The organism is Amycolatopsis sp., assembly GCF_036008905.1.
Taxonomy (GTDB): Bacteria; Actinomycetota; Actinomycetes; order Mycobacteriales; family Pseudonocardiaceae; genus Amycolatopsis.
Genome location: NZ_DASYMU010000120.1, coordinates 24684 through 47174 on the forward strand (window position 1 = coordinate 24684; position 22491 = coordinate 47174).

General features: G+C 66.9%; 17 protein-coding genes. 5 read left to right on the forward strand and 12 right to left on the reverse strand.

The genetic code is table 11. The features are described 5' to 3' along the window. Window positions 1-130: 130 nt before the first annotated feature. Entirely contained in the window at window positions 131-1033 is a 903-nt protein-coding gene (locus VGP60_RS21705) for an SCO0930 family lipoprotein (protein ID WP_327549883.1), read from the forward strand. A 278-nt stretch (window positions 1034-1311) separates the two neighbouring features. Here VGP60_RS21705 and VGP60_RS21710 read toward each other — a convergent pair whose 3' ends face one another. The 3 genes from VGP60_RS21710 to VGP60_RS21720 form a co-directional block, all read right to left on the reverse strand. Next, window positions 1312-2124 carry an arylamine N-acetyltransferase family protein gene (locus VGP60_RS21710; protein WP_327549884.1) on the reverse strand — a complete coding sequence of 271 codons (813 nt, stop codon included), beginning with the start codon at window positions 2122-2124 and terminating at the stop codon, window positions 1312-1314. Between the two features lie 42 nt (window positions 2125-2166). Next, window positions 2167-3006 carry an SMI1/KNR4 family protein gene (locus VGP60_RS21715; RefSeq protein WP_327549885.1) on the reverse strand — a complete coding sequence of 280 codons (840 nt, stop codon included), beginning with the start codon at window positions 3004-3006 and terminating at the stop codon, window positions 2167-2169. Window positions 3007-3263: 257 nt separating this feature from the next. Then, window positions 3264-4826: a SpoIIE family protein phosphatase gene (locus VGP60_RS21720; RefSeq protein WP_327549886.1), complete on the reverse strand. Its 1563-nt coding sequence runs from the start codon at window positions 4824-4826 to the stop codon at window positions 3264-3266. Window positions 4827-5081: 255 nt separating this feature from the next. Between VGP60_RS21720 and VGP60_RS21725 the strand changes: the two genes are divergently transcribed. Further along, window positions 5082-9371: a HAMP domain-containing protein gene (locus VGP60_RS21725; RefSeq protein ID WP_327549901.1), complete on the forward strand. Its 4290-nt coding sequence runs from the start codon at window positions 5082-5084 to the stop codon at window positions 9369-9371. Between the two features lie 33 nt (window positions 9372-9404). On the opposite strand, the gene VGP60_RS21730 is transcribed toward VGP60_RS21725, so the two are convergent. From VGP60_RS21730 to VGP60_RS21745, 4 genes are all read right to left on the reverse strand, one after another. Next, entirely contained in the window at window positions 9405-10901 is a 1497-nt protein-coding gene (locus tag VGP60_RS21730) for a SpoIIE family protein phosphatase (protein ID WP_327549887.1), read from the reverse strand. 130 nt (window positions 10902-11031) lie between these two features. Then, window positions 11032-11883, reverse strand: coding sequence for a helix-turn-helix transcriptional regulator (locus VGP60_RS21735; RefSeq protein WP_327549888.1), 852 nt, complete (start codon window positions 11881-11883; stop codon window positions 11032-11034). 241 nt (window positions 11884-12124) lie between these two features. Next, window positions 12125-13033, reverse strand: a complete 909-nt coding sequence (locus VGP60_RS21740) for a helix-turn-helix transcriptional regulator (RefSeq protein ID WP_327549889.1) — start codon at window positions 13031-13033, stop codon at window positions 12125-12127. A gap of 288 nt (window positions 13034-13321) precedes the next feature. After that, on the reverse strand, window positions 13322-13555 hold the full coding sequence (locus VGP60_RS21745) for a DUF397 domain-containing protein (protein WP_327549890.1): 234 nt from the start codon (window positions 13553-13555) through the stop codon (window positions 13322-13324). Window positions 13556-13667: 112 nt separating this feature from the next. On the opposite strand from VGP60_RS21745, the gene VGP60_RS21750 reads away from it, so the two are divergent. Then, window positions 13668-14669 carry a PHP domain-containing protein gene (locus VGP60_RS21750; protein ID WP_327549891.1) on the forward strand — a complete coding sequence of 334 codons (1002 nt, stop codon included), beginning with the start codon at window positions 13668-13670 and terminating at the stop codon, window positions 14667-14669. Window positions 14670-14730: 61 nt separating this feature from the next. On the opposite strand, the gene VGP60_RS21755 is transcribed toward VGP60_RS21750, so the two are convergent. Further along, complete coding sequence (locus VGP60_RS21755) at window positions 14731-14934, reverse strand: antitoxin (RefSeq protein ID WP_327549892.1); 204 nt, start codon at window positions 14932-14934, stop codon at window positions 14731-14733. Window positions 14935-15040: 106 nt separating this feature from the next. On the opposite strand from VGP60_RS21755, the gene VGP60_RS21760 reads away from it, so the two are divergent. Next, window positions 15041-15634, forward strand: a complete 594-nt coding sequence (locus VGP60_RS21760) for a DUF998 domain-containing protein (protein ID WP_327549893.1) — start codon at window positions 15041-15043, stop codon at window positions 15632-15634. A gap of 78 nt (window positions 15635-15712) precedes the next feature. Continuing rightward, window positions 15713-16195 carry a cupin domain-containing protein gene (locus tag VGP60_RS21765; protein ID WP_327549902.1) on the forward strand — a complete coding sequence of 161 codons (483 nt, stop codon included), beginning with the start codon at window positions 15713-15715 and terminating at the stop codon, window positions 16193-16195. On the opposite strand, the gene VGP60_RS21770 is transcribed toward VGP60_RS21765, so the two are convergent. From VGP60_RS21770 to VGP60_RS21785, 4 genes are all read right to left on the reverse strand, one after another. Further along, entirely contained in the window at window positions 16188-16574 is a 387-nt protein-coding gene (locus tag VGP60_RS21770; protein WP_327549894.1) for a helix-turn-helix domain-containing protein, read from the reverse strand. The genes VGP60_RS21765 and VGP60_RS21770 overlap by 8 nt on opposite strands. Before the next feature lie 153 nt (window positions 16575-16727). Continuing rightward, a complete protein-coding gene (locus tag VGP60_RS21775) occupies window positions 16728-17696 on the reverse strand; it encodes a magnesium transporter CorA family protein (RefSeq protein ID WP_327549895.1) in 969 nt (322 codons plus the stop codon). 49 nt (window positions 17697-17745) lie between these two features. Further along, window positions 17746-20232, reverse strand: a complete 2487-nt coding sequence (locus tag VGP60_RS21780) for a DNA topoisomerase IV subunit A (RefSeq protein WP_327549896.1) — start codon at window positions 20230-20232, stop codon at window positions 17746-17748. Window positions 20233-20260: 28 nt separating this feature from the next. Beyond that, the gene (locus VGP60_RS21785) at window positions 20261-22339 is read right to left on the reverse strand and encodes a DNA topoisomerase IV subunit B (RefSeq protein WP_327549897.1); all 2079 of its coding nucleotides are present in this window, start codon (window positions 22337-22339) and stop codon (window positions 20261-20263) included. Between the last annotated feature and the right edge of the window lie 152 nt (window positions 22340-22491).

A 22491-nucleotide genomic window follows, 5' to 3' on the forward strand; every position in this document is an offset into this window, starting at 1 on the left:
TCGCCCCGCCGACCGGAAATCGGAAAAATCTTGAAACTACCCTGAACCGGTCAGCGGGGACGTCCGTGTACCTGGCATCGGCAGCCGCGGGAAACGCGGAGCCACCGCACGGACCCAAGGAGCAACCCTCATGCGCCGCTCGCGCCTCATCGTCTCCGTCACCACGGCCGTTGCCGGGCTGGCTCTGCTCAGTGCCTGCGGCCAGGCCACCGAAACCACCGCCCCGCTTGCCGTGCAGCCTGCCGCGAACGCCGCCGCTGCCGACAGCGGCGTGAAACTCACCGCGGTGGAGCTCCCCACCATCGGCCAGGTCCTCACCGACAAGGACGGTTTCACCCTTTACCGCTTCGACAAGGACACCGCGAAGCCGCCGAAGTCCAATTGCGACGGTCAATGCGCCACGACCTGGCCCCCGGTCATCGCCCCCGCCACCGGTGAGGTCGAGGTACAGGGCGTCGACCCGTCCGTGGTCGGCAAGGTGACCCGCACCGACGGCACCGAGCAGGTCACCGTCGGCGGCTGGGCCGTCTACAAGTACTCAAAGGACACTCAGCCCGGTGACGCCAAGGGCCAGGCCGTCGGCGGCACGTGGTTCGGGGTGACCCCGACCGGCACCAAGGCCGGCGCGCTCGCCGAAGCCCCCTCCTCGGACGCCCCGGCCGCCGAGAACACCAAGATCTCCGCCGGTGAGATCGCGGGCATCGGCCCGATCCTGACCGACCAGAACGGCCGCACCCTCTACCTGTTCCAAAAGGACACCAAGAAGCCGTCGAAGTCGAACTGTGAAGGCGCCTGCGCCACCACCTGGCCGCCGGTCATCGCCAAGGGCGAGGTCCAGCTCGAAGGCGTCGACAAGAAGCTCGTCGGCACCGTGAAGCGCGCGGACGGCAGCGACCAGGTCACCGTCGGCGGCTGGCCCGTCTACACCTACTCCAAGGACACCGCCCCGGGCCAGGCCAACGGCCAGGGCGTCGGCGGCACCTGGTTCACCATCGAGTCCCGCGGCTGCAAGTCCGGCACCAACCCCGCATAGGGATCCGACCAGGGGTTGTTCCGGGTGGGAATACCACGCGGGGCACCCCTGTTGAACACCTTGGTCGACGCGCCAACGTGTCCCCCGGGCTCACCCCATTGCCTTCGCGGAATACCGTTCGGCTGGAACCGCGTCGTGCCGCTTGCCGAGAGGCGACCGGGCGCGTCGACCCTTTCAAGCTCAGTGGCCCTACCGGCTTCTCTTCACGGTAGGGCCACTTGCGTTTTCCTCCCCTTCTTTGGGGGCACTACGTACCGCCATCTGTCGACAGATGGCGGTCAATAGCGCCGCGAAACACTCACTAGCCCCTCCAGCACCGCAGCAGGCAGATCAAGGTCCAGCGACCGCAGTGTCTCGCCCAACGTGGCTGGAGTCACCGCAGTGGTGTCGACGCGGCCGTCCGCGTGTTCCACGGTGAGTTCGTTCCCCACCAGCCGCCTGCTGATCCCGTGGTCGAGGCGCATCACGATCAGTTTGCTGGTGAACGGCGAGTGCGGGTGGGTCGCCACGTAGTAGTTCGAGAGTTCGTAGTCGATCAGTCGCTGAGGCTGGTCGTCGAAGGCGTGCTGGGGTTCCCAGTCGTCACCGGCCCGCTTCGACAACGTCCACAGTGGACCGTCCTGGGTGAGCTGGTGGTCCCAGCCCGCCTGGCTCACCACGACGCCGTCTTCGAGCGGCATCGGGCGCATCATGCCCGCGCCGTACCCGACGTCGACCAAGTGGTCGCGTCCGTTGTGCCCCACGATCAGCATCATGTGCGTCCGCGGCCCCGCTTTGTGCGGCTGCACGCGCGAAAGCCGTCGCTGCACCGCGTAGCCGAGCCGTTCCAGCACCGCGGCGAACAGCAGCGCGTGCTCGAAGCAGTAGCCACCGCGCTTCCGGTCCACCAGTTTGCCGGCGATCGCGCTCAGCTCGAGATCCGGCGTCGTGCCGAGCACCGGGTCCACGTTCTCGAACGGGATCGCCCGCACGTGCGCTTCGTGCAGGGCCTCAAGGGTTGCCTCCGATCGGTGCAGGCCGATCCGCGCCAGGTAGGCGTCGACATCCAGGGCGGCCGTGTTCCACACGTCGGTTTCGATCGCAGTGCTCATGTGCTCAGCCAAGCACCTCGACCTAGGTCGAGGTCAAGGTGATCAGCGCACCAGTTCCCAGGTCAGCACTCCGGCCGGGGTGACCTCGGCCCGATAATCGCCGTAGGTCCGCTCCCCGGTTTCGAGCGCGGTGGCGGTCTGTTCGAGCAACTCGGTCAGACTGGCGGGCCGGCGGCTGAAGTCGACGGAGCCCTCGTGGTCGCTCTGGCCGAGTTTGCCTTCATGTCCGCGACGCTGGTCGAGGAAGAGCACATCACCGGCGCCGTCGACGGCGAACGGGACGAACTGGCCGTGCCACCAGGAGCCGACGCTTTCGTTGACACCCTGCGTCAGGACTTCACACAACGACTTCGCCTGGATGCCGATGTCCGCCACCGAAACCGGCCGGTAGATCGCGGGCAGCAGCTGGCCGCCGCCGGTGCCCATGCCGTCGTGACGCAGCAGCGAAGCGACCAGCTCAGGCGGTAGCGTCACGCCGATCCGCTGTTGCACCTCACCGAGCCGCGCGACGGGAGCCGGTCCGGCGAGGGCGGCCGCGCTCGCCGGGGCGTGTGCCGCCAGCCAGGTCTCGATCCGTTGCCACGCAACGTTCACGCGCTGATCCACTGCCTCGGGAACGGCTGCCACGGCACCCGACCCCAGCTCTGGCCGACAACCGGAGTCGACCGTCAGCGGCAGACGCGCGATGGACGTCGGCCGGGCGACCGCCACCGACATCTTGGGCAGGCTGCCACCGCTCAACGGCACCGCACGCAGGCTCCCGAACGCGCCTTCTGACGTCGTTCCCGGCTCGTCACGGGCGAGCGCGGCCACCACGATCCCGCCGGCGAACACCACCGCCGCCGCGAACACCACGAGCGTCTGTCCCCACGGCGGTTTCATCCGGCCAACTATGCCAGGCCGTATCTGGATCCGTCACCAACGCCTCCTGTACTCCGGGGAGGAAACTTGCGATGGGATTTTCCAAGCTGCTGAAGGCGATCAACGACGTAGCCCTCAACCGGGCCGACTTCGTACTGGAAGCGGTCAACGCCACCACGCTCGGCCGGATCGAACCCGAGCTCCGGGAAACCTCGTTGCTGCTCAAGGCGATCGGTGACGTGACGCTCAAGCGGGCCGAGCGGCTCGGAGAAAGCCGGCTACTCCGCGGCGCACTCGATGGCGAGCAGCGCCATGTCGTCGTGCTCGGCTTCGCCAAGCCACTCGTGCACGGCCTCGCGGACGCGTTTCACCACCAGGTGCGCGGGCAGGCCCGTGCATTCGGCGAGCATCTCGCTCAGTCGTTCCTGGCCGTACAGCTCCGCCCGGTCGTGAGTACCGCGGGCTTCGCTGATGCCGTCGGTGTAGATGAGGCAGATGTCACCCTCGGCCAGTTCGACCACGCAGTCGGCGAATCGCGCTTGCGGTGAAACGCCGACCAGCATGCCTTGCAGCGCAAGCTCTTCGACCTCCCCGGACTTCCGCAGCACGAGCGGCGCGGGATGGCCACCGGAGGTCAGCGTCAGCCGGAGGCCACCGTCGTCCAGTGCTTGCATCGACCCGACGATGAGGGTGGCGAACCGGCTGCTGCCCGCCGCGATGAGGATTTCGTTCAGCCGTTGCAGAAGCCGTTTCCCGTTGCGCTCCACCAGATGCAGCGCGGCGAGGGAATGGCGGACCCGGCCGGTCAGTGCGGCGGCTTCGGCGCCGTTTCCGCAGATGTCGCCCAGCACCACCAAAGCGCTGCCGTCGGCGCGGGGATGCACGTCGTAGAAGTCCCCGCCGATGTCGAGCGCGCCCTTCGCCGGTTCGTACCAGACAGCCAGCCGCGAGCCCGGCACCGAAGGCAGTTCTGTCGGGCCGAGAGTGGTCTTGAGGCCGTCGATGGCGTCGCGTTGCCGCTCGAAGTGGAACGCGCTGGACATCGCCGCGCCCGCCCGCCGCGCGAATTCCGTGACCGCCAGGCCTTGCTTGTCGCCGAAGGGGAGGTCTTCGCCGCGGTTGCCGAGCACGATCGCGCCGACCGGGCCGCTGCCGTCCTCGGCGATCAGCGAAACCACCGACACGTGCATACACGGCCCGAGGATGGCCGTGAACGCCGTGGGCAGGTTGAGTACTTCGGCAGGGGGAAGCGGCCGCGCCCGGACGTGCCCGGCGCCCGACATCGTCTGGCTCAGCAAGGGCGCCAGCTCGGGCAGCACCCGGCGGACACGGCCCTTGGCCACGCCGGACGGAGCGCCGGCGCTCCACCATTCCCAGCGGCCACGGGTGGTCGGCAGGACCACGTAAGCGAAATCGGCGAGTTCGGCCGCCGCGAGCTCGGCGATCACCGCCGCCGTCAACGCCCGATCCCAGACACCGGTCAGGCGCACACCGGCTTCGGCGAGGAAACCTTCGATGCCCACCGGCCCTTCCGGGCCGCGGGAACAGGTCCAGATGCGCCAGCCGTCCTGCACCGTGCGGCATACCGCGGGGAACCGGGCTCCGCCGTATTCGACGTAACCTTCGTCACTGTTGCCAAGGCCGAGCACGGCGACCCGGCCCGGTTCGACCCAGCCACCGCCGTCGAGCGACGGGAACCATTCGAGCGCTGCGGGGTTGCACCAGCGGATCTGCCCTTCGGCGTCCTGCAGGATCACCGCGTCGCTGACGTCGGTGAGCGCCTCACGCCAGAACCCGCCGGTGTCCGGCAGGTCGTCCAAGCCGGGTCGTCGGCTAGGCACGGCAACCGCCGACAGCCGACCACAATGCCATTCCCGAACCTCCTGGCCCAGCGTAGCGCGGCGTAAGCAGGTGCCCAGCTCTGCGTAGACAACGAGGGCTAGGTCGAAGTGTAGAGCGAATCATGGGACGCTGGCCCAAGTGGTTGCGACCGGAAGTTTCGTGAGCACTGAACACCTTCGCCGAGAGGGACGAGAGCGTTGACAATCCAACCCCAGCCCGTGCATTCCCCGCTTGATGGCGAGGATGGCCAGCCGATCGACGAAACCGCGCTCGAACGGCTCCTCGCCGCCGCTCGTGACCTGGGCGACGGGAACTTCCGCCGCCGTGTCGTCATCGCCGGCGACGGGGTCCCGGCCCAGCTCGCGGCTGCCTTCAACGACATCGCCGAGCGCAACCAGCGGCTGGTCAGTGAGCTGCAGCGGGTCCGCGCCAGTGTCGGGCAGGCGGGCAAGCTCGACGTGCGCGTCGCGTCCGAGGTCGGGCCAGGCGGCTGGGCGACGGCGGTCGACTTGGTGAACGGGCTGATCGGGGACGTGACGCGGCCCACCATCGAGCTGCACCGGGTGCTGGGCGCGGTCGTCGAAGGCGACCTTTCGCAGCCCATGGCGCTGGAGCTCGACGGCGAGCCGCTGCACGGTGAGTTCGCGCAACTCGGCCAGCGTGTCAACGGGCTGGTCGCGCAGCTGTCGCTCTTCGCGACCGAAGTCACCCGCGTGGCGCGGGAGATCGCCACCGAAGGCCGCCTCGGCGGGCAGGCCGACGTCCCCGGCGTGGCCGGGACCTGGCGCGACCTCACCGACTCCGTCAACTTCATGGCGACGAACCTCACCGACCAGGTCCGCAACATCGCCCAGGTCACCACCGCCGTCGCGGGCGGCGACCTGACCCAGAAGATCAACGTCGACGCCCAAGGCGAAATCCTCGAACTCAAGAACACCATCAACACCATGGTCGACCAACTCTCCGCCTTCGCCGACGAAGTCACCCGCGTCGCCCGCGAAGTCGGCAGCGACGGCCGCCTCGGCGGCCAGGCACAGGTGCCAGGAGTGGCCGGAACCTGGCGGAGTCTCACCGACTCGGTCAACCAGATGGCCGACAACCTGACCGACCAGGTCCGCAACATCGCCCAGGTCACCACCGCCGTCGCCCGCGGCGACCTCACGCAGAAGATCAACGTCGACGCCCAAGGCGAAATCCTCGAACTCAAGACGACGATCAACACGATGGTCGACCAGCTCTCGTCGTTCGCCGACGAAGTCACCCGCGTCGCCCGCGAAGTCGGCACCGAAGGCCAGCTCGGCGGCCAGGCGCAGGTACCCGGGGTCGCCGGGACCTGGCGCGACCTCACCGGCTCGGTGAACTTCATGGCCAACAACCTCACCGCGCAGGTCCGCAACATCGCCCAGGTCGCGACGGCCGTGGCGCGAGGTGACCTGTCGCAGAAGATCGCCGTCGACGCCCAGGGCGAGATCCTCGAACTCAAGAACACGCTGAACACGATGGTCGACCAGCTCTCGTCGTTCGCCGACGAAGTCACCCGCGTCGCCCGCGAAGTCGGCAGCGACGGCCGCCTCGGCGGCCAGGCGGAGGTGCCGGGGGTCGCCGGGACGTGGAAGAACCTGACCGACAACGTCAACTTCATGGCCAACAACCTCACCGACCAGGTCCGCAACATCGCCCAGGTCACCACCGCCGTCGCCCGAGGCGACCTGACGCAGAAGATCAACGTCGACGCGCGCGGCGAGATCCTCGAACTCAAGAACACCATCAACACCATGGTCGACCAGCTCTCCGCGTTCGCCGACGAGGTCACCCGCGTCGCCCGCGAAGTCGGCACCGAGGGCAAGCTCGGCGGCCAGGCGCAGGCGCGCGGCGTCGCGGGCATCTGGAAGGACCTCACCGACAACGTCAACGTGATGGCCGACAACCTGACGGACCAGGTGCGCAGCATCGCCACGGTGGCCACGGCGGTCGCCGGCGGTGATCTCGGCAAGAAGATCACCATCGAGGCACAGGGCGAGGTCGCCGCGCTGGCCGAGACGATCAACGGCATGGTCGAAACGCTGCGGGCGTTCGCCGACGAGGTCACCCGTGTCGCCCGCGAAGTCGGCACCGAGGGCATCCTCGGCGGCCAGGCGCGAGTGCCGAACGTCGGCGGCACCTGGAAGGATCTCACCGACAACGTCAACTTCATGGCCAACAACCTCACCAGCCAGGTCCGCAACATCGCCCAGGTCACCACCGCCGTCGCCAAGGGCGACCTGTCGAAGCGGATCGACGTCAACGCCTGGGGCGAGATCCTCGAGCTCAAGACGACCATCAACACCATGGTCGACCAGCTGTCGTCGTTCGCCTCGGAAGTGACACGGGTGGCGCGCGAGGTCGGGACCGAAGGCACGCTGGGCGGCCAGGCCGAGGTCGAGGGCGTGTCCGGGACCTGGCAGCGGCTGACCGAAAGCGTCAACCAGCTCGCCGGAAACCTCACCACGCAGGTGCGGGCGATCGCCGTGGTCGCCACCGCCGTCACCGCGGGCGACCTGACCCGGCAGATCACCGTCGACGCGTCCGGGGAGGTGGCCGACCTCAAGGACAACATCAACCAGATGATCGCGAACCTGAAGGAGACCACCCGGACCAACCAGGAGCAGGACTGGCTCAAGACGAACCTGGCCCGCATCTCCGGTCTCATGCAGGGACACCGCGATCCCGCGTCGATGGCGTCGTTGATCCTGAGCGAGCTGGCACCGCTGGTCGACGCGCAGCAGGCCGCGTTTTTCCTGGCCAGTGTGGAAGGCGGCAAGACTGTCCTGCGGTGTATCGCCGGTTACGGGCGTTCGACGGAGGTCTCGGCGGAACTCCAGTTCGACCTCGGCGAGTCGCTCATCGGACAGGTGGCGGTCGACCGGCGGACCATCCTGGTCCGCAACGCGCCGCCCGGCTACGCGCAGATCTCGTCCGGGCTGGGTTCGGCCGCGCCGGTCAACGTCATCGTGCTTTCCGTGCTGTTCCAAGGAAAAGTGCTCGGAGTCGTCGAACTGGCGTCGGTCAACGAATTCAGTGAGGTCCATCTGGATCTGCTCGACCAGCTCCGGGAAACCATCGGCGTCAACATCAACACGCTGCTGACGAATTCCCGGACCGAAGTCCTGCTGACCGAATCCCAGCGCCTGGCCCAGGAACTGCGCGCCCGGTCGGAGCAATTGCAGGAGCAGCAAGGGGAACTGCGCAAGTCGAACACGGAACTCGCCGAAAAGGCCGGGCTGCTGGCCCAGCAGAACAGCGACATCGAGGTCAAGAACAGCGAAATCGAACAGGCCAGGCAGGAACTCGAAGACCGGGCGCGGCAGCTGACGATGGCGTCGCGCTACAAGTCCGAGTTCATGGCGAACATGTCGCACGAACTGCGCACACCGTTGAACAGCGCGTTGATCCTCGCCAAACTGCTCGCCGACAACCTCGAAGGAAACCTGACCGAGAAGCAGATCCAGTTCGCCAGGACGATCTACTCGGCGGGCAGCGACCTGCAGCAGCTGATCAACGACATCCTCGACCTCGCCAAGGTCGAAGCGGGACACGTCGAACTGCAGATCTCCGACGTCACGCTGCCCGAACTCGTCGACTACGTCGAGACGATCTGCCGCCCGCTGACCGCGGACAAGGGGCTGGAATTCGCCGTCGAGATCGAGCCGTTCGTGCCGGAAAGCCTGCACACCGACGAACATCGGCTGCAGCAGGTCCTGCGCAATCTCCTGTCGAACGCGGCGAAGTTCACCGACGAGGGCAGCGTCCGCCTGCACATCCGCATGGCGAGCCCGGCCGAGGTCAAGGAAGAGAGCATCCGCGACGCACCCGGTGTGCTGGCCTTCGACGTCGAGGATACCGGGATCGGCATCCCGGCGGACAAGCTCGCGATCATCTTCGAGGCGTTCCGCCAGGCCGACGGCACGACCAGCCGCAAGTACGGCGGCACCGGGCTGGGGCTGTCCATCAGCATGCAGCTGACGCAGCTGCTCGGCGGTGAACTACGGGTGCGCAGCGAACCGGGCACCGGCAGCACTTTCACGCTGTACCTGCCCATCGACACCGAACGCGCACCCTCGCTGACGCCGTCGCACACGGGACAGCTGGCCGTGCTGCCGCCGCTGTCGACGCTGCGGTTCAACGGCGAGAAGGTGCTCATCGTCGACGACGACCTGCGCAACGTGTTCGCGCTGTCCGCGGTGCTCGAACAGCACGGCCTCGAAGTCGTCTACGCCGACACCGGTGTCGCCGGGATCAGGTCGCTGGAACAGCAGCCCGACACCGCGCTCGTCCTGATGGACGTGATGATGCCCGAGCTGGACGGCAACTCGACGATCGCCGCGATCCGCGGCATGACCATGCACGCCGACCTGCCGATCATCGCCGTGACGGCCAAGGCGACCGCGGAGGACAAGGAACGCACCCTCGCGTCGGGCGCCGACGAGTACGTGACCAAGCCCGTGGACACCGACCACCTGCTGAACCTGATCAGCGTCCACCTCGAAGCCGACGAAGGCGCCTGACCCCGGGGAATATGTCGACACTTTCCCCGAGGGTCAGGCTGGGTCGATGGTGGCCAGTTGGTTGAGGCCGGAGGCGAGCAGGACGCGCTCGATCGGGCTCCGCGCGGGCACGGTGACGGTCAGCCGCTCACCGCTGGCCTGCGCGGCCATCGCGAGTTCGAACAGCGTCCGGACGGCGAAACTGTCCAGGTATTCGACGCCGAGGAGGTCCAGCCGCAGCGGGACCGAGCCGCCGCGGCTGATCTGCTGGACCCGGTCGCGGACTTCTTCGGCGTTCGCCGCGTCCAGTTCCCCGGTCATCCGCACGCGGACCGGCTTCTCGTCGGCGAGGACCTCGACCTCCAGCACGTCCGTCCCGGCCCACGCCGCGGCGACCACCGGTTTGCCCACCGGCCCTCCGCTCGTGAGCTGGTAGGTCATCCGCACGGTCGTCCCGCCGGGGCCGCGGTCCAGCCGCACGTCGCCCATCGACGCGCGGACCAGATGCAGCCCGCGGCCGCGATGGGCGCTGGCGACGAGGTCGGTCTCCTGCCACCGTCCGTGGTCGGCGACCTCGAGGTGCAACTGCCCGCTGTCCCGCAGGGCGGCGGTGACCACCGCTTGTCCAGGGGCCTGGTCGCGGTAGGCGTGCTCGACGGAGTTGGCCATCGCCTCCCCCACCGCCAACTGGACGGCCATCGCGTCCTCGGCACCGATGTTCGCCCCGGTCATCCATTCGCTGAGCGCCCGGCGGACGGTCGAGAGCTGCTCCGGCCGGGCGACGACGCCGAGGCGGAACGGCGGTATCTCGACGGAGCCGGCGCGGACGACGAGCAGCACGGCGTCGTCCTGGACCGGTGCACCGCCGGGCAGCATGACGGCGAGAAGCCGTTCGGTGAGTTCCAGGCAGGAGAAATGCCCGTTGCGGACTTCCGCGGCCGCACCGAGGAAAAGGGCGTCCGACTCCTCCGGCGACCGGCCCCGCCTGGACAGGACACCGTCGGTGTACAGGACCAGCGCGTCGCCGGCGGCGAGCGGCACGGTCTGCGGAGTGGCGTGCTCGCCCGCTCTCGCCAGCGGCATCCCGAGAGAACCCGCGAGGAACACCGCCGGCCCGGACCGGGGCACGAAGATCGGCCACGGGTGGCCGGCGCTGGCACAGCGCAGTTCCTGGTTCGCGGGATCGAAGATGGCGACGGCCACGGTGCTGCCGACGGCTTCGGGAAGGCGTCCGGCGAGCGCGTCGAGCCGGCGCAGCACCGTCGACACGTCGTCGCCCGCCAGCAAGGCCGAAACGAGCGCGCCCCGGAGCATGGTGATGGCCGTCGCCGAAGAGTCCCCGCCGCCCACGAGGTCCCCGACCGCGACCGCGAGCCTGCCGCCGTCGAGGGTCAACGCCTCGGACCAGTCGCCTCCGCCGCGGCGGCTGTCGGAGCCCGCCACCGAACCGGCGGCGAACTCGTAACCGTGCACGGTGTCCAGGAAGGCCGGCTCGGCGTCTCCGATGGGTACCGCCGCGGGCGACTCGGGAAAGTCAGCCTCGCCAGCCATGAACGCCCTCCGGTGTGGTGCGGCTCCTGACATTCCGGGCCGCCGGAGAGGGATATTACCGCCGAGCCGGGCAACGCGTCGGACAACGCTTCACCCGGTTACGGCTCCTCGCGTTTTAAGCCTTGACCAGCTAAGCCTCGGCCAGCACCTGGTCGATGAACTCGACCGTCTCTTCTTCGCTGAGCGCGACCTTCTCCAGCTCCCGGAAGATGACGACGTACTCCCGCGTCTCCTCGGAGCTGTCTTCGATCAGGACGTCCTTGTACGGCTGCTCGAGCATCAGGGCGTAGTCGTCCTCCTGGTCGGACAGCTCGAAGATCTCGAACGAGCCCACCAGCCCCCGATGCCTGCCCGCACTGAACGGCACGACCTGGATGGTGACGTTGTCCAGTGCGGCCAACTCCTTGAGCCGTTTCAACTGGTCCCGCATGACCTCCGGGCCGCCTACCTGACGGCGCAGCACCGATTCGTCGAGGATGAAGTACGAATCCGGACCGCCGGGTTCGAGCAGCTTCTGCCGCTGCAACCGCACCGCCACGCCGTTTTCGATGCGTTCCTCGTCCGCGATTCCCGTTGAAACCAGGACGCGGGCGTAGTCACGCGTCTGCAGGATGCCGGGCACGGCCAGATTCTGGAACTGCCGGAGCCGAATCGCGGAGGACTCCAGGCCAAGGAAGGTGAGGAACTGCTTGGAGTAGTTGTCGCGGTACTTATGCCACCACGCCTGTTCCTTCCCGGCGCGGGCCATCGCGACGAACTGTTCCACCCGGCCCTCGTCGGTGATCTTGTAGTTGAGCAGCAGCGCCTTGAGATCGGTGATCGAGATACCGACCGTTCCGTTCTCGATGCGGATCAGCTTCGAAGGAGACCAGTCGAGCGAGTCGGCGACGTCCTTCTGTGTGAGCTGGAGCCGATCACGCTCCTGTCGCAACTCGCTTCTCAGCCTCCGGAGCTGGCTGAGCGGGGTTTTACCCCTGGTCATAGATCCTCCTCGTAACATCTGACAGATAATCCTGCCACATAGCACCTGGATAGTTGGCGAAAAGCTATCGGTCGCAACGTCGGTCAGCAAGCGGCGGACTAGCCAATCGACGTGTAGCGTAATGCCAGCTTTCCTCGGTCACAGTCTTGGGGTTGCCAAGATGGACCGCAGGATCAACACCGTCACACGATCAGCGGATTCGGCCTGTTCGGCCGCTGGTCCACCGACCGCCTCCCCACCCTCAGCTCTCCTGTTCCCCGCAGGTACGCACCCAGCCGCGGTGCCGCTGCCCGGCAACCTTGACGTGGGCGACTTCGTCGAAGGCGCGTACGTCGATGCCGGCATAACCGTGGCGGACGACCGAGGTGTAGATGTCGTCGGAGACCACCACCAGCAACGGTCGCACGGACGCCCGGAACCGCTTCTTCACTTCGGGGGCGTCCAAGAGCCGGAAGGCGACATCGAGCGCCTCGCCGAACCAGCCGTGCCCGTCGAAGTGCACTTCACCGGCATGCACCACCGCCCGCAGGCGCAACCGCGCCTCGGGGTAACTTTCGGCGTACCCGGCCAGCAGCTCGTCGAGCATCGGGACGACCTTGCTGAGCAGCAGCGTCTTGGGAATGTCGTCCACCGGGTGGATGAGCGCGAGGATCCCGTCCCCCCGGTCCACGAACCTGTCCCGATGGGGCGCGGTGATCCCGCTTTCCACCATGCAGCGTTCGAGAAGGTCGTACATCGCCCTGCGGAGACTCATCTTCGCGGAGTTGTTGCGCTCGGTCGACTGCTCGATGTCGACGGCGAAGATCCGCCGGTAACAAGGCTGGCCGATCTGCGGAACCTGCGTGGCGGCGACGGCTTCGAGCGCACGACCCCCGTCTTCGGACTGCCACACCTGGTCGTTCTCGGCGCGGGCCATCCGCACCAGTTCCTCCACCCGGTCGGCGTCGGTCACGCCGTAGTGGAGCAGCAACATTCTGAGATCGGCGACCGGGATACCCCTGGTGCCGTTTTCGACGCCGGCCAACATCGAAAGCGACCAGTTGAGCGCGTAAGCGACATCCTCTTGCGTGAGCTGAAGCTTCTCCCTCTCCTGCTCCAGCTCCACGCTCAGCCACCTGAGCCGGCTGAGCGGTCGTACACCCCTCGTCATAAGCCCTCCTCCGTCTGTAGCAGATCGCAATCTGCTACATAGCACTAGGGTAGCAAGCAGAACGCCCCTCGGCATACGGAAATGAGCTAGAAGCTCGCTGACAAGCGGATATCAGGCCAACTGCCACGGGAAAATTTGGACATAACGCCACAAAACGGGCACATTTATCGAGTTTGGGCACTAAATCTGACGAAGACGGCCCGGAAAGTTGCTACTTAGGATGAGTTCCGAGGAGCACGTGCACCGGAACCGCGATCCTGCACGTGCATACGCACCAGGCGGATGCGCCTAGCAGATGGCGGCGTCGGCGCGCACGTTCACCAAAAAGGCAGTCCACCCCGCGGCAGGGAAGTTAAGGCGCGGCCCCGGACGGTCCTTCGAATCCCGCATCACGACGAGGTCGGCGCCGAGGACGACTTCGACACAATTCGTGTTGTCTCCCTGACCACTGGCCGAGCTCTTCACCCAACGGATTCCGGACGGTTCTACTTCCACCACGTACGCGCTGCTCCGTCGGGCCACCTGTACTCCTTGATTCCGCGGTCCAGACCAGTGATAAGGGTATTCGGTACGTACGTCGGCTACAACCGCCGAAAGGCGTTCAAAATCATCTCGCGTTGGGTAGGTTCAAGATGTGGATCCGGTATGGGCACTACGTCAGATAGCTTTCCATCTGGAACGCAACGGCGAACCGACATATCGGGTCCGTGCGTTCCGTAATGCGGCGACGGTCGCCGAAGGACTGCCCGAGGGCGAACTCGAACAGCGCGCCCGCAATGGCACCCTCGCGGCCCTCCCCGGTATCGGGAAAACCACCGCGGCCGTACTCGCCCAAGCGGTGGCCGGCCGGGATCCCGAATACCTCACCAAGCTCCTCCAGGGCGGCACGTCGATCCCCGACGGCGGCGCGCTCGGCGAGGCGCTGCGCGGCGACTGCCACACCCACTCCAACTGGTCCGACGGCGGCAGCCCGATCGCGGAAATGGCCGAAGCGGCCCGCGACCTCGGCCACGACTGGATGGTGCTCACCGATCACTCGCCCCGGCTGACCGTCGCCAACGGGCTGTCCGCGGACCGCCTGCGCGCCCAGCTCGACGTGGTCGCCGAGCTCAACGAGCGGATGGCGCCGTTCAGGATACTGACCGGGATCGAGGTCGACATCCACCTCGACGGCACTCTCGACCAGGAGCCGGAACTGCTGGCGTCACTGGACTTCGTGGTCGCCAGCGTGCACTCGAAACTGCGGATGCCCGCCAGGGAAATGACCGCACGCATGCTGACGGCCGTGTCGGATGCACGGGTGAACGTACTCGGCCATTGCACGGGAAGACTGGTCATGGGAAAGGGACGACCGGAGTCGGAGTTCGACGCGGAGACGGTGTTCGAGGCCTGCCGCGACAACAACGTCGCGGTCGAAATCAATTCCCGCCCGGAGCGCCTCGACCCGCCTCGGCGACTACTGAATCTCGCCATTGAAATAGGGTGCGACTTCTCCATAGACAGCGACGCGCACGCGCCGGGTCAATTGAGCTGGCTGCCCTACGGATGTGTACGCGCGACGGAATGCGGAATCACCCCGGAGCGGGTGATCAACACTCGTTCCGCGGACGAACTGCTGGCCTGGGCGGCCGGATAGGGGCAGCCCGCGCCTCTATCCGGCCGGCACGGCCGACGCGGGACCAGTCGAAAAGGACCACTCAGTGGCGCGGGTCGCCAGTAGCCCGCTGAACCTTGCGAACGGCTCCGTCGAGCTGGTGGTGGTACTTGCCCTTGGTCTGCTTGTCGACGAACCGGGCGGCCTGGTTGGCGAGCTTGTTGACCTTCTCCGGGTTCTTCTTCGCGTACCTGCGGGCCACTTCAGCCGTACCCGCGAGGGCGGTCAGCTTGCGAAGCAGTGCCATGATCTCCCCTTTCGATGAACAGCTTGTGGTGTGACAACGTTCCGGGCGGCGGTTTGAGTTCCCCCAAACCCGGCCAAGAGCGCATTTCCGACGATGGGTGAAGCCTATGGACCTTCTGGCTGACGTGCAGCGCAACGCCGTGGTGCCCCAGTGGGCTCTGGTGTCGTCGCTGGTCGCCCCGGTCGCGATGATCGGCGGCTGGTCCATCGCGGCCGACCGGCAGCCCGGCGGGTTCGACTGGGTCCGCCGGACGATCAGCGAGCTCGCGGGACACGGGGCGCATGAGCGGTGGATCATGACGACCGGACTGGCGCTGCTGGGGATCTGCCATCTGGTGACCGCCGCGGGACTGAGGACCGCCGCCACACCGGGCCGGGTACTGCTCGCCATCGGCGGCGCGGCGATCATCGCCGTCGCCGCCCTCCCGCTCCCCGCGCACGGAACGTCGCTGTGGCACGGCGTCGCCGCCGGGGTCGTGTTCGTGACGCTGTCGGCGTGGCCGGTGGCATCCGGGGTGACGGCCGTCAACGGTCTCGCGAGCGCGGTGCTGACCGGTTTGCTGCTTCTGTTCCTGGTCGAGCTCCAAGGCGGCGGGGCCTACGCCGGCGCGACGGAGCGTCTGCTGGCGGGCGCGCAGGCCTGCTGTCCCGCGGTGGTGACACTCAGCGCGTCCGCCCGGCGCCAGGCGGCGTACTCATAACTCTGGTGTTATCGATCGATTCGATCTTCATCGTTGTTCGGCGGGTCCGGGCAGGCGATCGTAGTACTCATGAACGCAATGACGAACGCACTGATCACCCGCTCGAACGAAGCCGAAATCCTCGACAGCGACCCGAATTCGGTGCTCACCCTGCTCGCCGACTCCGGCACCACCGCCGGCGCGCTGACCAGCAACCGCAGCACGTTCCGCCAGGGCGCCGACGGCGCGCCGCCACATTTCCACACCAGCGCGTCCGAGCTCTTCTTCGTCCTCAGCGGCTCACTGCAGGTGCTCGTCGGCGAAGGACTCGTCACGCTGGAAACGGGCGACACGCTCGTCGTCCCGCCGAACACCCCGCACGCCTTCGGTGCCACGGCCGACCAGGACGCCGACGTGCTGTTCGTGTTCACCCCGGGCATGGACCGCTTCGACTACTACCGGCTGCTCGACCGCGTCTACCGCGGCCAGGCGGATCCGAAGGAGATCGGCGAATCACAGGACCGGTTCGACAACCACTACGTCGACTCCCCCGTCTGGCGACAGGCCCGTTCGGCTAGCTGACAGCGCCTTTGTCGTAGGCCTCGCGGGCGTCGGCGATGGTCGAGCGGTGACGCTCGGCCCACCCCGTCAGCTCCATCAAAGAGCTGTACAGCTCGCGGGCCATCTCCGTGGCGGTGTACTCGACCTTGGGCGGAACCGTCGGGTACACCTTGCGGACCAGCAGCCCGTCGCGCTCCAGGTTCCGCAGTGTCAACGTGAGCATCCGGCGGCTGATGCCGGTGATCGACCGCTCCAACTCGGTGAAGCGCACCGCGCCGCGCATGGTCTCGAGCAGGACGCCGATGCTCCACTTCCCGCTGACGCGGTTGAGCACTTCGAGCACCGTGCAGGCCTCCGCGAGCTGGGCCTCCTTGGACACAGTGCTGTTCCCCTGGGACATGAAGTGCCTCCTTCGGCGGCCCTCATAGTCACACATGATGACTCCCGTAACAAGAGATGCACCAAGGGGCGATCCAGCCGCGACATGTCGACATAACGTGATAGCCCGCGGGTGCAGCGACCGCCATCTGTCGACAGATGGCGGTGGTTGCGTTCAGAGCCAGTCGCGCTTTTTGAACATGACGTACAGCAGTCCCGAAACGAAGACGATCGCCGCGGTCGAAACCCAGAAACCGGACGAATGCCCGAACCCGGGATACGGCACGTTCTGTCCGTAGAACCCGGTGATCGCGGTGGGAACGGCGATGATCGCCGCCCAGCTCGTCACCTTCTTCATCACCATGTTCAGCCGGTTGCCCTGGATGTTCAGCTGCGTTTCCCGGATGGTGACCACCAGGTCCCGCAACGATTCCGTCCATTCCGAAGCACGCAGGACGTGGTCGTAGACGTCCTGGAAATACGGCTGCATCGGGTAGTCGACGATATGCAGATCCCGCCGCATGATCGAGTTCAGCACTTCACGCATCGGCAGGACGACCCGCCGCACCTCCACGAGACTCTTGCGAAGCCGGAACGAGCGGCGCTGCACATCGGAGTCGCGGGCCTTTTCGTCGAAGACCAATTCCTCCAACGCTTCGATCTGGTCGTCCAGCGACTGGACCACCTCGAAATGGGTGTCGACGATGTAGTCGAGCAGGCCGTGCAACAGGAACGCGACCCCGCTCTTCGCCAGGTCCGACGACATGTTCCAGCGGTCCACCACCGCGTCGATGTCGAAGTTGTCGTCCTTGCGGACGGTCACCAGCGCACGATCGGTGATGAACACGGCCATCTCCGACTTCGTCAGATCACCGTTTTCCGCCAGTATCGCGGAGTAAGCGGTGAGGAACGCGTGGGATTCGTAGCGATCGACCTTGGGCCGCTGATGTTCGTGTGTGGCGTCCTCAACCGCGAGTGCGTGCAGGCCGAGTTCGTCACCGATGTCGACGAGATCCGATTCATCCGGCTCGCAGAAGTCGACCCACACCGCCGTCGACGGATCGGCGAGGTGATCGGAAACCTCCGCGAGGGGGAAGTCTTCGGCCGCCAGCACGCCGTTGCGGTAAACACGAGTACGGACCATGCCTCAAGAGGTTAAGTGGCGCACCGGTTCACCGCAGCGGGCGTACCGGTCAACCTCGTTCGATCAGATGTCCCACCACATCCGGGCCCGGGTGAGCATGCCCGGAACCGTCCCGGCGAATGTCCACTTCGGGCAGTTCGATCGGTTCGCCCGTCTTCGACGCACCCGCCGGGCGCTGGCCGATCCACGCGACCAGCAGCCGGGTTTCGCCCTTCAGGAACCGGTGCGCGCGGACACCGCCGGTGGCGCGCCCCTTGGCGGGGTACTCGCTGAACGGCGTGACCTTGACGCTGGCACCGGTGGCCGTGACGAGCATCGGGTCACCGTGCTCGGCGTCGTCCGTGCGGACGGCACCGAAGAACACGACTTCGGAGTCACCAGAGACGTTGATACCGGCCATCCCCCCGCCCTTGAGGCCTTGCGGCCGAACGAGCGAGGCGGCATATCGCAGCAGGGAGGCTTCTGACGAAACGAAAACGAGGGTTTCGCTGCCATCGGTCAGCCAGGTGGCGCCGACGACCTCGTCCCCGTCCTTCAGGCTGATGATCTCGAACTCGTCGGACCGGACCGGCCATTCCGGCGCGCAGACCTTCACCACCCCCTGGCGGGTACCGATGGCGAGACCTGGCGAGCCGTTGCTGTCCTCACCCAGCGGGGCGATCCCGATGACCTTCTCGCCCTTGTCCAACGGCACGAGTTCACGAGCGGCCATCCCGCCGCGCAGTGAAACCGTCCCCGCTTGGTCGGGCAACACCGGCAACGGCAGGACATCCGTCTTGAACGCGCGGCCCTTGTTGGTGACCAGCAAAATCTGCCCACGCGCCGTCGAATGGACGACAGCGGCGACGGCGTCGTGCTTGACCCGGCCGTTGCGGCGCCGGACCTCCGACGCCTCCTCCGACTCGGCGGCCGTCCGCGCGACAAGACCCGTCGCGGACAGGATCACCTGGCACGGGTCGTCGGCGACCTCCAGCGGCCCGGCGGGCTGCGACGCGGCGAGAACCTCCTTGAGGTCACCGTCGATGAGCGCGGTACGCCGCTCGGACGGGAAGTCCTTGGCCACCTTGGCGAGCTCGGTCGAAACGAGCTTCTTGAGCACCGACTGGTCCTCGAGGATCTTCGTCAGCTCGGCGATTTCGCCGCGCAGCTTGTCCTGCTCGGACTCCAGCTCGATACGGTCGTACTTGGTGAGCCGGCGCAGGGGCGTGTCGAGGATGTAGGTCGCCTGGATCTCCGAGAGGGAGAACCGGGTCATCAAGCCGTCCTTGGCCGCCTGCGCGTTTTCGCTCTCGCGGATCAGCTTGATGACCTTGTCGATGTTGAGCAACGCCTTGAGCAGGCCCTCGACCAGGTGCAACCGCTCCTCGCGCTTGCGGCGCTGGTAGCGGGTCCGCCGCGTGACGACCTCGTACCGGTGCGCCAGGAACACTTCCAGCAGCGCCTTCAACCCCAGCGTCCGCGGCTGGCCCTCGACGAGCACGAGGTTGTTGATGCCGAACGACTGCTCCAGCGGCGTGAGCCGGTACAGGTCCGCCAGCAACGCCTGCGGGTTCACCCCGACCTTGCACTCGACGACCAGGCGCGTGCCGTTCTCACGGTCGGTCAGGTCCTTGACGTCCGCGATCCCGGTGAGCCGCTTGGACTTGTTGACCTCGTCGGTGATCTTCTCGATGACCTTCTCCGGCCCGACGCCGTACGGCAGTTCGGTGACGGTGATGGCCTGACGGCCACGGCTGCCTTCCAGCGGACCGGTTTCACACTTCGCTCGCATCCGGACCACACCGCGGCCCGTCTCGTAGGCCTTGCGGACCTCGTCGAGGCCCAGCAGCATCCCGCCGGTCGGCAGGTCGGGCCCGGGGATGAACTCCATCAGCTTGTCGAGCGAGGCTTCCGGGTGCGTGATCAGCCAGCGCGCTGCGGCGATGACCTCGTTGATGTTGTGCGGGATCATGTTGGTGGCCATGCCGACCGCGATCCCGGACGTCCCGTTGACCAGCAGGTTCGGGAACGCCGCCGGCAACACGGACGGCTCCTGCAGCGAACCGTCGTAGTTCGGGCGGAAGTCGACGGTGTCCTCACCGAGCTCGCCGACGAGCAGCATCGCCTCACCCGACATGCGTGCTTCGGTGTACCGGCTGGCGGCCGGGCCGTCGTCCGGGGACCCGAAGTTCCCGTGCCCGTCGACCAGCGGCACGTTCATCGAGAAGTCCTGCGCCAGGCGGACCATCGCGTCGTAGATCGCGGAATCGCCGTGCGGATGGTACTTACCCATGCAGTCGCCGACGACGCGGGACGACTTCACGTAGGCGTGGGTGGGCCGGTAACCCTGCTCGTGCATGGAGAACAGGATCCGGCGGTGCACCGGCTTGAGCCCGTCACGGGCGTCCGGGAGCGCGCGGGAGTGGATGACCGAGTAGGCGTACTCGAGGTAAGAGTCCTCGATCTCCGTCTTCAGCGGGTTTTCGAACACGTTCGCGCCCGCGCGGTCGAAGGCGGACGGATCGATCTTGATCTGGGTGCCCTTGCGGCGTGCCATTACTCAGCGTCTCCTGTTGGTACAGAACTCAGATGTCGATGTTCGCTTGGTCGACCCGCTCGGAGGATTCCACGAGCCAGTCGCGCCGCGGGGGGACCTTGTCGCCCATGAGCAGTTCGAGGGTCGTCTCGGCGGCGTCGACGTCGTCCATGGTGATCCGGCGGACCGAGCGCGTCGACGGGTTCATCGTGGTGTCCCACAGTTCGTCCGCGTCCATCTCGCCGAGGCCCTTGAACCGGGGCACCGGGGTGACGATCGACTTCCCGGCCTTCTCCAGTTTCTGGATGGTGGTCTCCATCTCCCGCTGGGAGAAGGTGAACTTGACCTCCGGGTTGCGGCCCTTCGTGGTGATCTTGTGCAGCGGCGGCATCGCCGCGTAGAGCCGCCCGTCCTCGATGACCGGGCGCATGTACTTGGCGAACAGCGTGATCAGCAGGGTCCGGATGTGCGAACCGTCGACATCCGCGTCGGCCATCAGGATGACGCGGCCGTAGCGCATGACGCTCAGGTCGAAGGTGCGGCCGGTGCCGGCGCCGAGCACCTGGACGATCGACGCGATCTCGGCATTCTTGAGCGTGTCGGCGATGCTCGCCTTCTGGACGTTGAGGATCTTGCCACGCAAGGGAAGCAGCGCCTGGTACTCCGACACGCGCGCCAGCCGGGCCGAACCGAGGGCGCTGTCACCCTCCACGAGGAACAGTTCGCTGCGGGCGACGCCGGTAGTGCGGCAGTCGACGAGCTTCGGCGGCATCGACGCGCCTTCCAGCGCGGTCTTGCGCCGGGCGGCGTCCTTCTGCTGCTTCTGCGCGAGCCGCACGCGGGCGGCGTCGACGATCTTCTGCAGGACGATCTTGGCTTCGCCCTTGGTCTTGCGATCGTCGGTCCACGCCTTGATGTGGCGCTCGACGACGGCCTGGATGACCTTGGTGATCCCGGCGGTGGAGAGTTCGTCCTTGGTCTGCGAGGTGAACTGCGGCTCCGGGATCCGGACGTGGACGACCGCCGTCATGCCTTCGAGGACGTCGTCCAGCACCGGCAGGGCTTCCTTCGGCTTCAGCAGGCCGCGGGTCTTGGAAATGCCGTCCTGCAACGCTTTCACCGCGGCGCGCTCGAAGCCCTTGCGGTGGGTGCCGCCGTGGACGTTGCGGATCGTGTTGGTGAAGGACTCGACGGTGCGCTCGTAGCCGGTGCCCCAGCGGAACGCGACCTCGATCTCGGCGCGGCGCTCCACATTGGACTTCATGACGCCGTTCTCGTCGGCGGCGTTCTCCTTGTAGGTGCCGTCGCCGCGGACGATGATCGTGCCGGAGACGGCCTTGTCGCTCGACGGGGAGAGGAAGTCGACCATGTCGGCGAGTCCGTTCGGGAAGTGGAAGGTCTCTTCGCCGATCGTGCCGTCCGTCGCGGAGCGCAGCACGTAGGTGACACCGGGGACGAGGAACGCGGTGTTGCGGAGCTTGGTGCGGACGGCTTCGACGTCGAGCGCGGCGCCGGTCTCGAAGTAGCGGGCGTCGTACCAGTAGCGGATGGAGGTGCCGGTGGACTCGCCGCGCTTCATTCGGCCGGCGATCTGGAGGCCGGACTGCTGGGTGAACTTGGCCTTGGGGTCCGGGCCGTCGAAGACGCCGGGCACGCCGTGCGCGAACGACATCTGGTGGACCTTGCCGTCAAGCTTCACGGTGACGTCGAAGCGGTGTGACAGCGCGTTGACCGCGGAAGCGCCGACGCCGTGCAGGCCACCGGAGGTCTTGTAGCCCGATCCACCGAACTTGCCGCCCGCGTGGAGCCGGGTCAGCACCAGCTCGACACCCGAAATGCCCGATTTGGCGTGGACTCCGGTGGGGATGCCCCGGCCGTCGTCGTCGACCTGGACGCTGCCGTCGGCGTGCAGGGTGACCACGATCTTGGTGGCGTGACCTGCGGCGCCTTCGTCGGTGGAGTTGTCGACGATCTCGGCGAAAAGGTGATTGATGCCACGGCTGTCGGTGGACCCGATGTACATCCCGGGCCGCTTCCGGACCGCTTCGAGACCCTCCAGATGTGTCAGGTCGTCGGCCCCGTAGAGGGTCTCAGCAGAAGCAGTCACAGGGTCGTTCTCCCAGATCATGGCGTGCGGACATGCTTGCCTCAGGCATGCTCGGTGGCGTCGAACCGGCGACCCACCGTACCGAAGACTATCGGTCGCCCCTGACAACTCCGCGCGACGGACTCTGACCTGCGGGGCGGGCGGTGCGACGGTGAACCTCCTCCAGTATCCCC

Excerpts from the sequence above, each read along its gene's own strand:
- VGP60_RS21735 (WP_327549888.1), bottom strand. The coding sequence starts at position 11,883 with ATGACCAGGGGTAAAACCCCGCTCAGCCAGCTCCGGAGGCTGAGAAGC.
- VGP60_RS21780 (WP_327549896.1), bottom strand. The coding sequence starts at position 20,232 with ATGGCACGCCGCAAGGGCACCCAGATCAAGATCGATCCGTCCGCCTTC.
- VGP60_RS21785 (WP_327549897.1), bottom strand. The coding sequence starts at position 22,339 with ATGATCTGGGAGAACGACCCTGTGACTGCTTCTGCTGAGACCCTCTAC.
- VGP60_RS21770 (WP_327549894.1), bottom strand. The coding sequence starts at position 16,574 with ATGTCCCAGGGGAACAGCACTGTGTCCAAGGAGGCCCAGCTCGCGGAG.
- VGP60_RS21715 (WP_327549885.1), bottom strand. The coding sequence starts at position 3,006 with ATGAAACCGCCGTGGGGACAGACGCTCGTGGTGTTCGCGGCGGCGGTG.
- VGP60_RS21705 (WP_327549883.1), top strand. The coding sequence starts at position 131 with ATGCGCCGCTCGCGCCTCATCGTCTCCGTCACCACGGCCGTTGCCGGG.
- VGP60_RS21740 (WP_327549889.1), bottom strand. The coding sequence starts at position 13,033 with ATGACGAGGGGTGTACGACCGCTCAGCCGGCTCAGGTGGCTGAGCGTG.
- VGP60_RS21760 (WP_327549893.1), top strand. The coding sequence starts at position 15,041 with ATGGACCTTCTGGCTGACGTGCAGCGCAACGCCGTGGTGCCCCAGTGG.
- VGP60_RS21710 (WP_327549884.1), bottom strand. The coding sequence starts at position 2,124 with ATGAGCACTGCGATCGAAACCGACGTGTGGAACACGGCCGCCCTGGAT.
- VGP60_RS21730 (WP_327549887.1), bottom strand. The coding sequence starts at position 10,901 with ATGGCTGGCGAGGCTGACTTTCCCGAGTCGCCCGCGGCGGTACCCATC.
- VGP60_RS21755 (WP_327549892.1), bottom strand. The coding sequence starts at position 14,934 with ATGGCACTGCTTCGCAAGCTGACCGCCCTCGCGGGTACGGCTGAAGTG.
- VGP60_RS21765 (WP_327549902.1), top strand. The coding sequence starts at position 15,713 with ATGACGAACGCACTGATCACCCGCTCGAACGAAGCCGAAATCCTCGAC.
- VGP60_RS21775 (WP_327549895.1), bottom strand. The coding sequence starts at position 17,696 with ATGGTCCGTACTCGTGTTTACCGCAACGGCGTGCTGGCGGCCGAAGAC.